The sequence below is a fragment of the Catenuloplanes sp. NPDC051500 genome (assembly GCF_044454585.1).
Classification (GTDB): Bacteria; Actinomycetota; Actinomycetes; order Mycobacteriales; family Micromonosporaceae; genus Catenuloplanes.
Map to the genome: position 1 here is coordinate 39,937 of NZ_JBITDX010000002.1, position 13,819 is coordinate 53,755.

General features: G+C 71.9%; 13 protein-coding genes. 9 read left to right on the top strand and 4 right to left on the bottom strand.

Annotated elements, in window-relative coordinates:
• Positions 1–21: 21 nt before the first annotated feature.
• Both ACIA8K_RS03610 and ACIA8K_RS03615 read right to left on the bottom strand, forming a co-directional pair.
• Positions 22–1,347, bottom strand: a complete 1,326-nt coding sequence (locus ACIA8K_RS03610; RefSeq protein WP_396054573.1) for a discoidin domain-containing protein — start codon at positions 1,345–1,347, stop codon at positions 22–24.
• 156 nt (positions 1,348–1,503) lie between these two features.
• Entirely contained in the window at positions 1,504–3,066 is a 1,563-nt protein-coding gene (locus tag ACIA8K_RS03615; protein ID WP_396054575.1) for a DUF1996 domain-containing protein, read from the bottom strand.
• Between the two features lie 182 nt (positions 3,067–3,248).
• Between ACIA8K_RS03615 and ACIA8K_RS03620 the strand changes: the two genes are divergently transcribed.
• From ACIA8K_RS03620 to ACIA8K_RS03660, 9 genes are all read left to right on the top strand, one after another.
• Positions 3,249–4,475 carry a sensor histidine kinase gene (locus ACIA8K_RS03620; RefSeq protein WP_396054577.1) on the top strand — a complete coding sequence of 409 codons (1,227 nt, stop codon included), beginning with the start codon at positions 3,249–3,251 and terminating at the stop codon, positions 4,473–4,475.
• Positions 4,476–4,576: 101 nt separating this feature from the next.
• On the top strand, positions 4,577–5,236 hold the full coding sequence (locus ACIA8K_RS03625; protein WP_396054579.1) for a LuxR C-terminal-related transcriptional regulator: 660 nt from the start codon (positions 4,577–4,579) through the stop codon (positions 5,234–5,236).
• Between the two features lie 4 nt (positions 5,237–5,240).
• Entirely contained in the window at positions 5,241–5,906 is a 666-nt protein-coding gene (locus ACIA8K_RS03630) for a hypothetical protein (protein ID WP_396054581.1), read from the top strand.
• Between the two features lie 171 nt (positions 5,907–6,077).
• Positions 6,078–6,815 carry a hypothetical protein gene (locus ACIA8K_RS03635; protein WP_396054583.1) on the top strand — a complete coding sequence of 246 codons (738 nt, stop codon included), beginning with the start codon at positions 6,078–6,080 and terminating at the stop codon, positions 6,813–6,815.
• Positions 6,816–6,820: 5 nt separating this feature from the next.
• Positions 6,821–7,471 carry a DUF4166 domain-containing protein gene (locus tag ACIA8K_RS03640; RefSeq protein WP_396055624.1) on the top strand — a complete coding sequence of 217 codons (651 nt, stop codon included), beginning with the start codon at positions 6,821–6,823 and terminating at the stop codon, positions 7,469–7,471.
• Positions 7,472–7,677: 206 nt separating this feature from the next.
• Positions 7,678–8,049, top strand: coding sequence for a hypothetical protein (locus tag ACIA8K_RS03645; protein WP_396054585.1), 372 nt, complete (start codon positions 7,678–7,680; stop codon positions 8,047–8,049).
• A gap of 5 nt (positions 8,050–8,054) precedes the next feature.
• The gene (locus ACIA8K_RS03650) at positions 8,055–9,548 is read left to right on the top strand and encodes a sensor histidine kinase (protein ID WP_396054587.1); all 1,494 of its coding nucleotides are present in this window, start codon (positions 8,055–8,057) and stop codon (positions 9,546–9,548) included.
• A gap of 162 nt (positions 9,549–9,710) precedes the next feature.
• Complete coding sequence (locus ACIA8K_RS03655; RefSeq protein WP_396054589.1) at positions 9,711–10,517, top strand: acetoacetate decarboxylase family protein; 807 nt, start codon at positions 9,711–9,713, stop codon at positions 10,515–10,517.
• 99 nt (positions 10,518–10,616) lie between these two features.
• On the top strand, positions 10,617–11,264 hold the full coding sequence (locus ACIA8K_RS03660; protein ID WP_396054591.1) for a response regulator: 648 nt from the start codon (positions 10,617–10,619) through the stop codon (positions 11,262–11,264).
• A gap of 59 nt (positions 11,265–11,323) precedes the next feature.
• Here the strand turns inward: ACIA8K_RS03660 and ACIA8K_RS03665 are convergent, their stop codons facing one another.
• Positions 11,324–11,614: a hypothetical protein gene (locus tag ACIA8K_RS03665; protein ID WP_396054593.1), complete on the bottom strand. Its 291-nt coding sequence runs from the start codon at positions 11,612–11,614 to the stop codon at positions 11,324–11,326.
• 165 nt (positions 11,615–11,779) lie between these two features.
• Positions 11,780–13,810, bottom strand: coding sequence for a hypothetical protein (locus ACIA8K_RS03670; RefSeq protein WP_396054595.1), 2,031 nt, complete (start codon positions 13,808–13,810; stop codon positions 11,780–11,782).
• Between the last annotated feature and the right edge of the window lie 9 nt (positions 13,811–13,819).

Consider the following 13,819-nt stretch of genomic DNA (forward strand, 5'->3'; position numbering starts at 1 on the left):
CCGGCAGCGGTGAGTCGCCGGTCAGCGGACCTGGATCTCGAACAGACTGTAGCCGTACTGGGTGGCGCGGGCGGTTCCGGTGACGCGCACGTAACGGCCTGCCCTGCCGCCGGCCGGGACAAGTGCGGTGCCGCTGCCACCGTTGGCGGTGCTGAAGATCTGGGTCCAGGTGGACCCGTTCTGGGAGATCTCCACGCGGTACGCGGTGGCGTACGCGGCTTCCCACTGGAGCGTCACGGTGTCGAGCTGCCACAGCTCGCCGAGGTCGACCATGATCCACTGCGGGTCGCCGACCGCGCTGCTCCACCGCGTCGCCAGGTCACCGTCGACCGCGTTGACCGCACCCCAGCCCGGGTTCTCCTCGCTTGACGCGCCGGCCGTCTTCCCCTGCGCGAGGTTCACTCGGCCGCTGTTCACCCGGCCGGTCTGCGCGGCCGGCCCGGTCGTCCGCGGTGCCGTGGGGGTGGTGGCGGTGGGCGCCGGGACGGACGCGGTGGGCGAGGCGCTTGGCGACGGCGTCGGGGTGGCACTGCTCGACGCGGACGGCGACGGGGACGCGGTCACGCTCGCGGAGGCGGACGCGGTGTCGCTCGGAAGAACAGCAGGCGGCTGCGCCAGGACCGGCGGCTCCGTCGTGCCCGGTTCGCCGGTCGCGGCCCGTCCCTGGTTGAGCAGCGGCACCAGCGCCATACCCGCGCCGAGCACACCGACGGTGGCCACCACGGCAAGCGTCATCAACCAGGGACGATTGCGTTCGCCGGGCCGGGCCTGGGGCGCGGCCGGTGTCACCCGCACCTCCTCGGTCAACTCCCCGGCGGGAGCGAGCACGGCCGGCGGGACCGGCCCGGGAAGCGTGACGGTCTCGTCCCGCCCGTCCCAGCGGGGCGGCATCGGCACCGGCACGGACGGCGCGGCCTGCTCGAACGTCGGGGACTCCGGCGGGGGCGGGGACACCGGGCGCGGCACGACCGCGGCCGGCCAGTGCGGCAGCTCCTGGCTCTGGCTCCGCTCCGACTCCGGCGTCTCCCGGACCGGGTCGCGGACCGGCTCGCGGACCGGGTCAGGGCGGCGGGGCAGCATCGGTTCCTGGTAGGTCTGCCGGACCGGCACCAGATCGGGTCCCTCGGCCGGTTCCGGGTCTCCGTCGTACGGCGGCAGGCCACGAAGCACTATCGCGCGCTGTGCCAGCGGCCGGGGATAACCACCTGACGCTCCGGCCGCGGGGTAGCCGCCGGAGGTCCCGGGCCCCGGGTGGCCGCCGGAGGAACCGGGGCCGTCCGGGAGCCTGCTCGCGCCGCTGGTGGTGCCGGCGCCGCTCGCGTTCGGGTCCCGATCGGGCTCGTCCATGTGTTCGGCTCCAAGTCCCGCGTACCCGCACCGGTATCTCCGGCGGGCAAACCGCCCTGTGAACGTGCGGGCGACCTCGCGGGTTCACGAAAAGACGGCCGGAACGGAGAGTCTCCGTTCCGGCCGTCCAATGAGGCGCCGGTGATCAGGCAGCTATCAGAAGTCGCCGTTGCTCTTGCAGGCGACGGCCTGGATCACACAGTTCTTGACGCGCTTGTTCATCGCGTCGACGTCCCAGACGAAGAACCCGTCCGCGTGCATGGACGAGGCCAGGCCGGACGAGAGCTTCATGTCCGTACCGCCGGCGGTCGGGAAGTAGATCGACAGCGTGACGGCCGGGATCCGGACCGGGTGGCTCGGCGGGCAGGTGTTGTTCGCGCCGTTGGTGACGTGGTCCTTGTGGTTCGGGCTGTCCAGGTTCTTGCCGTCCCAGCAGTCCGCGAAGCGCATCGTGAAGTGCACGGTGCCGCCGTCGCCGCAGATCGGGAAGTTGCCGTCCGCGCTGCGGGCCCGGCCGTCCAGCGGGCCGCCGGAGCAGTAGAACTGGTTCACGGCGCCGACCGGCGTGGCGACCTGCTTCTTCGAGTCGCCCTGCAGCATGCGCAGGCCGTTCGGCATCGGCAGGGTCTTCGTGGTGTCCGCCATCAGCGAGCCGTAGTAGACGATGAACATGTTCGACTCGACGGCCTTGCCGTCCACGGTGAGCGTCGGCATCCAGTACGCGGAGTGGTCCTCGACCGGGTTGCAGGTCGTGTCGGTCAGCTGGAAGAGGCTGTCCGTGGTGGTGTTCGCGTTCGTGGAGCGGTTGCCGAAGAACGAGTGCATGTGCGACGCGCCGGGCATGCCGGGGAAGACGATCGGGTCGTTCTGCCCGGAGTGGCTGTAGGTGCAGGTCGCGTTGAACTCGGGGTTGCGCCCCCGGCCGGCCGGCGGCGCCTGCGGGACGGTCGCGTTGAACGCGTCCAGCTGGGCCTGCCACTTAGCCTGGTCGACCGGGATCCAGCCGGTGGCCGGTGCGGCCGCGGCAGACGAGGTGGACGGCACCGGCGCGGCGGGCGTGGAGGCGGACGGCGAGGCCGATCCCGGAGCAGAAACGGACGGCGACCCGGACGGCGACGCGGACGAACCGGTGCCGGCGAACCCGAACCAGTTGAGGTTCACGAAGTCCTGCTTCTGGCCGCTCTTCAGCACCAGGTAGACGTCGTGCCGGCCGCCGGGCGAGGTGCCGGCCGCGGTGCTTGTCTTCCAGCTCTGCCAGCCGCCGGTGCCGGTGACCGGGACGGTCGCCAGAACCGGGCCGGTGGTCGAGTCGAGGTGGATCTCCACGCTGCCGGTGCGGTCCGCGTAGGCGGCCGCAACGCGCACCGAGGCGGTGACCGGCCCGGCCGCGCCCAGGTCGACGCCGTTGTAGCGCAGCCAGTCGCCGCCGGCCAGCCAGCCGACGTTCTTGCCGCCGCCCGCGTCCGCGGTGCCCTCGGTCTGCGCGCCGGACTGCTCCGCGAACGCGGACGCCCGGATCGTGCCGGGGAGCGCCACATCGGTCTCGGCAGCGCCGGCCAGCGGCACACCGGCGACCGCGGCCACGCCGAGCGCGACGGCGGAGATGCCGGCCGCGGTGGCAACCATGGTGCGGTGGCCACGGACCCACCGGCCCAGGCGGCCGAACCGCGACTGCGGCGGCTGCTCCGCCTCACGGAACTTCGTAAAGGTGTACGACACGGGTCACTCCCCAGGAAAACCGACAAGGTGCCTCACGGCCGCCGGTACGGTAAGCGCTCCCTCGCATCGCCGAGTTAGGCCTAAAGGCCCAGAAGCGGAGAACTTCCCGCCCCGCCCCGATTTCGGTTAGTGTGTGGGCCGCCCACGTGGGCCAATCTTCCGTACCTGGCGAGGGCCGCACGTTGACCGAGACCGCTGACGGCCGCACCGAGTTTGCCGGCGGCCGCACCGAGTTCGCCGACGGCCGCACCGAGACCGTCGTCGCGGCGGCGCTCGGGCGCGCGGTGCTGCTCGGCCGTGCGCTGCTCACCAGCGCCACCGCGGCGGCCGGCCTCGCGATCGGTGACGACCACCCGTACCCCCTGGTGATCCTGATCGTGTTGTTGATCGTCACGTCCGTAGGGCAGGTCGCGGTGCTGACCCGGTGGCCGCGCGTGGTCGGCCGTCCGGTCGCGATCCTGGCGGCCGAGGCGGTGCTGCTCCTCGCGGTGCTGGCGCTCGGCCGGGGCGGGGTGCCCTACTTCGTGCACGCGGCCGGGTCCGCAGCGCTGGCCGGCGTGCTGCTCGGCTTCGCCGCGACGCCGCTGTGGCTGGCCCAGTGCGCGCAGGGCTACGCGGTCTGCGTGACGATCCTGCGGCAGACCACGCCGGACGCCGCGGTCGCGGTCTACCTGATCGCGGCGCCGGTCGCCGGCGTGCTGGCCGGTGTGGTCGCGGCGATCGCGGCCCGCGCGCTGGCCCGGCAGATGCGGCTCAACGTGCAGCGGGTGGCGATCGCCCAGCGCGACGCGGCCGCGCTGGAACGCGCCCGGCTGGCCCGCGAACTGCACGACTCGGTGGCGAAGACGCTTCGCGGCATGTCGCTTGCCGCGGTCGCGCTGCCCGGGTCGGTGCGCCGCCAGCCCGCGCTCGCCGAACAGCTGGCCGGCGCGATCTCCGAGGGTGCGGCCGCGGCCAGCCTGCAGGCCCGTGAGCTGCTCGAAGGCCTACGGCTGGACTCGCCGGACGAGGCGCTTGACGTGACGCTCGACCGGCTCTGCGGCCGGTTCTCCGCGCGGACCGGCATCGACACGCACGCGCAGGTGCACGTGGCCGAACTGCCGGTCCCGATCCGCTACGAGCTGACCCGGATCGCGCACGAGGCGCTGACGAACATCGAGCGGCACGCGCATGCCACCCGGGTCACCGTCACGCTCGCGCTGACCCGCCGGGGCCGCGCGGTCACGCTCACCGTCCGGGACGACGGCGACGGCTTCACCATGCCGAACGACCTGCTCACGCTGCAGGACGACGGTCATCACGGGATCGTCGGCATGGCGGAGCGGGCACGCACCATCGACGGCACGATCGAGGTGGTCACCCGGCCGGGCCGGGGCACAAGCGTCCACGTCCAGGCGCCACTGCAATGAGCAATTTTCAACCTGGCGAGCGGGTCAACGCTACGCAGAGGTCGACGGAACGGGCGTGCACGGGTTGGGACCACGTTGAAAAAGGCTCAATGATCAGCGGCATGATCACGGCGATCATCGTCGACGACAATCCCACGGTACGGGCCACGCTGCGCCCGTTGCTCGAGGCGGACGGCACGGTGGCGGTGGTCGCCGAGGCCGGGAACGGGCGCGCCGGGCTGCAGGCCGCGATCCGGCACCGCCCGCGCGTCACACTTCTCGACTACCGCATGCCTGTCGCGGATGGGCTCTCCGTCATCGCGGACATCTCCCAGCACTCGAACGTGCTGGTCCTGACCGGTTCCGCCGAGCCGGAGCTGATCGCACCGATGCTTCGCGGCGGCGCCCGCGGCTACCTCGTCTACGGTCAGTTCGACCCGCCGGACCTGCTGCGCGCGGTGCACGCGGTCGCGGCCGGGCAGGGCTGGCTGACACCGACCGCGGCGAACATCGCGGCGAACGCGATGCGTGAGGCGTTCGCCCGCGAGCAGGAGGCCGCGGCCCGGGTGGAACGGCACCGCGCGGCCCGGCACAGTTTCGCGCTCACCACCAGGGAGCGCGAGGTGATGACGCTGCTCGCCGGCGGCCTGTCCAACGCCGCGATCGGGCAGCGGATGGCGGTAAGCGAGAAGACGGTCAAGAACCACCTGAACAAACTGTTCGCGAAGCTCGGCGTGACCAGCCGGACCGAGGCCGTGGCACGCTGGCAGGGATGGCGGTGACGCGGTGACGGCGGCAGGACGCGGATGGTGGGCGATCGGGTCGCTGACGGCGGCAGTACTGGCGACGACGCTCGCCGTACCCTCGCTGATCCCCGCCCCTGATCGTGATCTCGGTCTTGAGGTGGACGCGCCGGCGCTGGTGTCGCCCACGCCGGCGGTCACGTCCGCCGCCCCGCCCCCGTCCCCGTCCGCGGTGCCGGTGGACGACGGGCTCGGGCGCTCCCCGACTCCGGCGCCGGCCGCGTCGACAAGCGCGCCGCCCGCACCCCCGCCGTCGCCCACCCCCGTGTTCAAGACCATCAAGATCGCCGCGACCGACCCGGGGAACGAACGCTTCCGGGTGGAGGCGACCGACTGCCCGACCTGCGCGTCCGGCAGCCGCATCCAGTACCTCGGCGTCGGCCAGACGCTCACCGTGCACGTACGCGGGGTGCTCGTGGCCGGGCGCCGGCAGCTGACCATCTACTACACCTGCGGCGGCGATCCGCGCCCGCTCGACGTCATCATCAACAACGGCGACAAGATCTCGCTTGAGCTGGCCGGCAACGACAGCTGGATCGACCCGGCCACCGTCACCATCCCGATCGACCTGCCGGCCGGCGACACCGAGATCCGCTTCTTCCACGCCACCGAATCCTCGGTCGACCTGGACCAGATCGTCATCGCGTAGGCCCTCCCGGCGCCCGGTCGTGCGCGGCCACGCCGTCGCTCCGCCCGGCCCGGGACGACCACCCTCCGCTCGAGGAGACCACCGGAGGTCGCATCGACACCGGTTCCGGCCTGCTCTTTCCCGGGGTTGAGCAATCGCTCAAAACGTCGTAGGCTCGCCAGTGTTGAGCACATGCTCAAATCACGAGAACCGCAGACCGAGGGGGTACGCGTGCGCGCCATCTACGTCGAGACCGTGATCACGGCGCCGCTCGACGCGATCTGGCGGGCCAGCCAGGAGCCGGTGGCGCACTGCCGCTGGGACGCCCGGTTCACCCGGATCATGCCGATCGCGGGCACCGCGCCGGCCGAGTTCAGATACGTCACGGCGGTCCTGCCCGGCGTCGAGATCGGCGGCTACGGCATGCACGCCGGGCAGCGCGATCGGCCGGACGGCACCCGTACCTCCGCGCTGCGGTTCGGGTCCGCCGACGTGCGTTCGCCGATCGCGGACGGCCGCGGTTACTGGCGTTACGTGCCCGGGCCGGACGGTGTGCGCTTCCTGACCGGGTACACGTACACGACGCGCTGGGGTCCGCTCGGCCGGCTGGTCGACCTCGCGTTCCGGCCCGCGTTCGGCTGGGCCACCGCCTGGTCGTTCGACAGGCTCCGGCTCTGGCTCGACCACGGCGTCCCGCCGGAGCGGGCGCTGCGCAACACCGTCCGCGAGGTGCTGCTCCGGGTTGCCGTGCTCGCGGCCGCCGTCCTGCTCGGCTCCGGCACGGTGGCCGGCGCCCTGGCCATCGCGCTCACCGCGCTCGTGCTGCTCGTCCTGCCGCCCGGCCGTGAGACGCCCGCCGCCCGGCGCTGCCTCCGCCGCCCGCCGGACCGCCTCGCCGCCGCCGCGCCGACCCTCCTGGAGACGCTGTGACGTCCATGTTCGCGCGTGCGCTCGGCGCCGATTTCGACCGCCTCCACCCGCGGTTGCGGGAGCGCTTCGGCGAGCACCACGGCTGCGTCGGCATCGGCGTGATGGACCGGATCTGGCGCGGTCCCGCGTTCGTGGCGCCGTTCCTGCATCTGGGCACCGCACGGCACATCCTGTTCCCGGAGACCGGCGCCGCGATCCCGTTCACCATCGAGAACTTCAACTACGCCGACTCGTACGGCCGCCCGACGCGCACGTTCGTCAGGACGTTCGAGGTCGCGCCCGGCCGTCGGCGCCGGTTCGACGCCACCATGGTGTGGAGCGAGCGGCGGCAGGTGCTTGTCGACTACCTCGGCACCCACCAGCACCTCGCGGTGGACCTGCACCTGAGCGTGGACGCGGCCGGCGGCCTGCACATCCGCGGCGGCGAGCAGCGGTTCCGCGGCGGTGTGCGCTGCCCACGCCTGCTCAGCGGGGATGCCAGCGTGCATGAGTGGTTCGACGACGACGCCGGCCACTTCCGGATCACGGTTGACGTGGTGAACCGCCGCCTCGGCCCGCTCTTCGGCTACTCCGGAAGCTTCACCAACCACTATGCCGACGCGGGTGCCCCGGTGCCGGCCGCGGTCCGCCCGCTGCGGGAGAACCCGCGCGAGTAGCGGGCGAGAGCGTCGTCCTCGGACGTCTCGGCGATCAGGCCGCCGTCCGCGCCGGATCGCCTGTGGAGCCGGGCCACCGGCCATCCGCAGGCGATGGCACTTTCGTACCATCCGGCGGCGGTGAAGATCCGTCGAAGCACCGACGAAACCGGCATCGATTCCCGGGAGGCTTGATACATCACCGAACAGCGATTGAGGGAGTGGACATGCGGAAGGCCGGAATCATCATCGCGATAGTGCTCGTCGTGCTCTGCGGCGGCGTCGGCTTCTTCGCCTACCGGGCGTACGACATCGGCAAGGGCATCGTCGAGGCCGGGATCACCCAGGAACAGTTCGACGCGCAGAAGGAGGGTGCGGCGGAGCAGGACGTGCGCGCCGCACTGCCCGAGCCGCTCGGCGGCACCACGGACAAGGACCTCTACGGCGACGACCCGGGCAGGCAGGGCATGCCGGCCGGCGCGTCGTGTGTCTACTACACGGTCAAGCCGCTTGAGAACGCCGGCGAGCAGCCCATGTGGCGGTTCTGCTTCGTGGACGGCAAGCTGGCCGAGAAGAGCCGTCTGACGCTGCCGGAGTAATGACCATGACTGTGAGATGGCCACGTCTCGCCTACGAGGCCGGCCTCGCACTGACCCTCGCCGCCACCGCCGTCGGGTTGTCGACCATCGACAATCGGCTGCCGGTGGCGGCGGTCGTGCTTGTCGCCTGCGCCGACGTCGTACTCGTCGCGCTGCGCCGGTCGTACCCCCTGGTGGTGTTGATCGTCGCGGCTCTGCTGTGCGCGGTCACCGAGCAGAACGGCCTGGTCCTGCTGTTCGCGCTCAGCGTGTCCGCCGGGTTCCGGGTGCGCAGCACCGTGTGGGTGACAGGCGTGTTCCTCGTGGTGCTCTGCGTGCAGGTCGTCGCCGGACTGTGGGACTCGGACTCGGGCGGCGCGGCGCAGGTGCTGTTCACCGTCGGCGCGTTCGTGGTCTTCCAGGCGCTGCCGGCGATCGCGGCCCGCATGCACGCGCAGCGCAAGGAGTTGCTGCGGCTGATGCACGAGCGCACCGTGTACCTCGAAGAGCAACAGCGGACCACAGCTGAGCGGGTACGCGCCCGCGAGGCGACGCGGCTGGCCAGGGAGATGCACGACTCGCTCGGGCACCGGCTCACGCTGCTGTCGCTCTACAGCGGTGCGCTGCAGACCGCGCCGGACCGCACTGCAGAGGTCGCGCCGCTGCTGCACACCATGTCCGGCCAGGCGATGGACGAACTGCGGCAGATCCTCGCGGTGCTTCGCGACGGCCAGCACGACGACGACGCGACCGCGCAGACCCGGCTCGGCGACGTCGACGGGCTGGTCGAGGGCGCCCGGGCGGCCGGCGCGCGGATCACGCTCGCCCGGGACGGCGAACCGGTGCCGCTGCACCCGCTGATCGACCACGCGGCGTACCGGACGCTGCAGGAGGGCGTGACGAACGCGCTCCGGCACGCGCGCGGCGGCGAGATCCGGCTGGCGCTGCGGTACGAGCCGGACGCGCTCGTCGCCGAGGTGGTCAACGGCCCCGGGCAGCCCTACGAGCACCCGAGCAGCGGGCAGGGCCTGCGCGGTCTGGCCGAACGGGTCCGGCTGACCGGTGGCGTGCTCTACCACGGCCGGGAGCCGGACGGCGGCTTCCGGATCGCGGCCACGCTGCCGCTGAGCCCGCAGGCGCCGACGCCGGGCAGTGCCGCGGACGCGGTCGGCGTGGAGCTGGAGCGGGTGGACCGCAGCCGGCGCCGCGCGTGGGCGCTGATCGCAGCCGGGCTCGCCGTGGTGGTGGCGCTCTGCACCGGCAGCTTCTGGATCGTCATCACCCAGTACATGGTGTCGCCCGCGACCTACCGGGACATCGCGGTCGGCACGGCCGAGGCCGAGGTGCGCGCGCGGCTGCCCCGGGATGACTCGGCGACGTCTGACAGCAGCGCGCCGGGCGGCCCGAACTGCACCATCTACCAGGCGCGGATCACGCTCCGATCGAACGAGGCCGTCGGCCGGTACCGCTTCTGTTTCCGGGACGGTGTGCTGTTCTCCAAGGAGATGCTGGGCCAGTGAGCCGCCGCGACCGGTGGGACGGGCTGCTCGACGTGATCGATGACTCAGGACGCTGGAGGATCACCTGACCTCGCACTAGGGTCGATGTCGTCCAGTGTGGACGAATTGCCCGACCGGCAGGTGAGGCGTGATGAGGCACATCAAGTGTGGGAGGACCACGACGTGAGCGGCGACCCGGGTCCGGTGCAGATGTCCGAGGAAGGGGTCGCGCCGCCGGACGCGCGGCCGGCCTTCACGCTCGACGAGGGCATGGCGGACATCAAACGGCGGCAGAACCCCGCCAAGGTCAAATACCGGAACGCGACCTTCCTGTCGGTGACCGTGCCGGTCGACCGGGAACGGGCCAACACCCTGCTGCCCGCGGGCGTGAAGATGGCCGAGGAGTCCACCGCGCTTGTCTTCATCGCCGACTACCCGTGGACCAACTTCAACAGCACCTACCGCGAGGCGGCCGTCTTCCTCAACGTCAAACACGGGCCGTTCCGGGCGGCACACTGCCCGTGGATCGTCGTGGACGACGACGTCGCGCTGATCGGCGGGCGGGAGACCCTCGGCTTCCCCAAGAAGATGGCCGAGATCGACTGGGCGGTGGCCGACGGAGTGGTCACAGCGTCCGTGCGGCGGCGCGGGGTCGAGTTGCTGGCGATGACCGGGACGATCGGCGACGAGGTCACCAGCCTGCCGCCGATCTTCAACCAGCCGTTCCGCAACGTGCTCGGCACGCTTGGGATGTCGCTGCCGCGGCTGGTCACCTTCAGCACCGTGGACGAGCCGATCGAGCAGCGCACCGCGGACGTCCGGCTCACGGTCGGCGGCTCGTACACCGACCCGCTCGACACGATCATCTCCGGTGAGCCGCTGGCCGCCGACTTCCGCCGGGTCGACATGCGGGTCGGCAAGCTGCCGAGGCCGGTGGGCCTGGTGTCGCCGACCTTCCTGATCCGGACCCACCCGCTGCGGGCCGTGTAGGGGACCCCGCCCGGCACCGTCCCCGAGCGGCGGAGAACGCCGGCCGGTACCGTTCCTGTTTCCGGGCCGGTGTGCTGTTCTCCAGGGAGTTGCTGAGCGATGAGTCAACGCGTCGTGATCGCCGATGACGACGAGCTGACCCGCGGTGGCATCCGCCTGGTGCTCGCCGCGATCGCGGGCGTCGAGGTGGTCGCGGAGGTCTCGAACGGCAGGGAGGCCCGGTCCGCGGTCGAGCGGCTCAAGCCGGACGTCGTGCTGATGGACATCCGCATGCCGGTCGTGGACGGCCTGGCCGCGCTCCGCTCCCTCACCGGGGGCCCGGCCCGGGTGATCATGCTGACCACGTTCGGCGAGGAGCAGTACATCGACGAGGCGCTCGCCCACGGCGCGGCCGGCTTCGTGCTGAAGAGCTCCGCCGCCGAGGAGCTGGGCCCGGCGCTGAAGGCGGCCGCCGCCGGCGAGATGTTCCTGTCCCCGCCGGTCACCCGGCACGCGGTCACCCGGCTGCGCGGGCTCGGCGCTCCCCCGTCCCCGGACGTGACCGACCGGATGGCCGAGCTCAGCGATCGCGAGATCGAGGTGCTGAAACTGCTTGCCCGCGGCCTGTCGAACACCGCGATCAGCGAGTCGCTCGTCATCTCCGAGAGCACGGTCAAGACCCACGTCAGCCGAATCCTGCTCAAACTCGAGTGCGAGAACCGCGTCCAGGCCGCACTGCTCGCCACCCAGGCGGGTCTGCTCAACTAGCCCATCGACGTGCCGGCGGCGGTCAGCGGGCTGGTCAGCAGCGGCAGATGAGGTGGGTGCTACGGGCAGGTCATCACGTAGATGGCGATCTGGTCGAAGGCGGCGACGTACTGCGGCAGCTCGCTCTTCAGCTCCTGGAGGCGGCGGGCCCAGGCGGCCCGGCCACCGGCCCGAGCGTAGGTGGGATGACAGTGGATCGCGTCCATCACCGCGCGCCGGCCCGCGTCCCGCAGCTGGAGCCGGACGGCATCGAGGACGGCACGGCCGATGCGGTCGGGGCTGCCCACGGTTGGCAGCGGCGGTGAATCGTGCCGAAGCGGTCTCCGGCTCTCCAGAAGAACAGTCGCCATGTCGCTCTCCCACCCGCGCCGCCGTGCTGACGGCGCTCCGACGGCGTGACGACGCCGCCGGAGCATCCGCGGTTCACCGTTCGTTCACGGAAATGGCCTAGGTCACCTTTTCGGTAAGCGGTCGGCGAGGTACGCGATCCCACAGTCGACCGCCGGGCACGGTCCTTACGGACAGGTCGTCACGTAGAGGGCGATCTGGTTGAGGCCGTCGGCCTGCTCCGGCATCTTCGGCTGCAGCTCCTGCAGGTGACGGATGATGGTGGCACGGCCGGACTTCGGCAGGTACATGTTGTGGCTGTGGATCATGTCCATCACGACCCGGGTGTCCGCGCCCTCCATGTGCAGGTGCAACGCCTTCATGATGGCCCGCATGGCGCCGTCGTCGAGCGTGCCGCGGGTGATCGCCTCGATGTCCGCGACAGCGGCCGCGCGTGCGGCCGGCTCCTTCGCCACCACCGCGGGCATCGCCGCGAAGAACATGCCGGCCCGGTCCGCGCCGCCGCCGCGGTAGGCGAGCATCCGCTCGGCGAGCGAGGCGTCGTTGTCGAGCAGGTTCAGGAAGCCCGCGTGCGCCGCGAACAGGTCCTTCGTGGCGCCGAACTCACCGATCCGGTCGCGCAGGCCGCGCAGTGACGACTCCGGTCTGCGGACCTCGGTCAGGATGGCGTCGGTGTCCTCGAGCGGCGTCGCAAGCAACCTGGCCAGGTCGTCCGGCACGGCCGGCAGGTCGGACACCCGGTTGCGGCCGGCATAGGCCTGCAGCAGGTCCGCGGTGATCTCCTTGGCCGGCGGCAGCGCGGTCGCACCGCCCACGCCCGCCCACAGGTTGTCCAGGCTGAAGCCACCGGTGCCGGCGGTCTGGAAGAGCAGCGGCACCTTGTAGAACGCGGTGATCCGGCGGAGGTCCTCGGTGGCCGGGCCGCGCGTGATGACGACCGGCAGGCGGCGGTTCGTCCGGTGCTGGTGCAGCTGCCAGTCGAGCGCGGCCAGCTCGGCCGGGGTCGGCGCGTCCGACTGCCGCTCCGCGCCGATCACGATGACCGACTGGTCGAGGCCGGCGGCGGCCTTCTCCACCCGGTCCATGAACGGGCCCGGCGCGACGCCGATCAGGTCGAGCGTCCTGCCCTTGCCGAAGTCGTGGTGCAGGCTCGCCGCGCCGGAGTGACGCACGTCGAACCGCGGCCCGGCCGGTTCCGGGCGGACCGCGTCCAGCCCGAGCAGGCGCTCGTCGAGCTGCATGGCGCCGTCCAGCACTGACAGCCGGATCTCGCCGGGAGCGGCCGGGAAGACGGTGCTGACCCCGGAGACGGCCGGATCGGGATTGACGAACGAGATGCCGTGCCCGTCGTGGATCGCCAGCGAGACCTGCTCGCCGACCTGGACCAGCGCGTGCGTCCCGCGCGGGGTGGCGGCCATCGCGGCGAGCAGGTCCCCGTACCGCGTCAGGATCTGCGGGGTGGTGGCGCGCATGTCGATCGGGTCGAGCGGGCGGAAACCGCGGAACGCCGTGCCGTAGGCGCGTTCGGCGAGCGCGGCGGGCAGGCCGAGCAGCACGCCACCGGCACCGTCGAAGACGATCCGCTCCGACGGGTACGACTGCGCGAGCACGCCGTCGATCAGGTCAGCGCCCATGTCCCGGTACGGATCGGGTGTCCAGTGCCGGTAAGGCACAACCCGGATCAGGTCGGCCTGCGCGATCGGCACGATCCGCAGGTCCGAGGAGAAGCCGATCAGCCGCTGCGGGTCCACTCCGGCGAAGTCGAACGGGCCGCGCACGTCCACCGGCAGCCCCGCCGCGTCCGCCCGCGCGGCCACGCCGGCCAGGTTGAGCCCGTGGTCGCCGAGCGGCCGCTCGACCAGGCGGTCCAGCGCGTACCCGGGATGGCCGTTGAGGAACTGGTAGAGCAGATTTCGGGCTACCCGCTGGGCGTGCGAACCGGCCTGGCCGGCCGTGCGGACGTCGCCGTCGAACGCGGTGGCGGCCGGCGCGAGGTCGTCGAACGCCTCGGTCATGCCCTTACCGAGCGTGACATAGGCGTACCCGGACGGCGCGACCAGGTCGAACGCCTCGACAAGCAGCGGGTCGTCGGTCAGCGCCATCATGCCGTCCCGGCGGATGTGCAGCCCGCCGGTGGTGGGGACGACGTGATCCATGCAGATCGCGTCCATGATGCGCGGGTTCAGCGGAATGGTCACGGTGTGCTC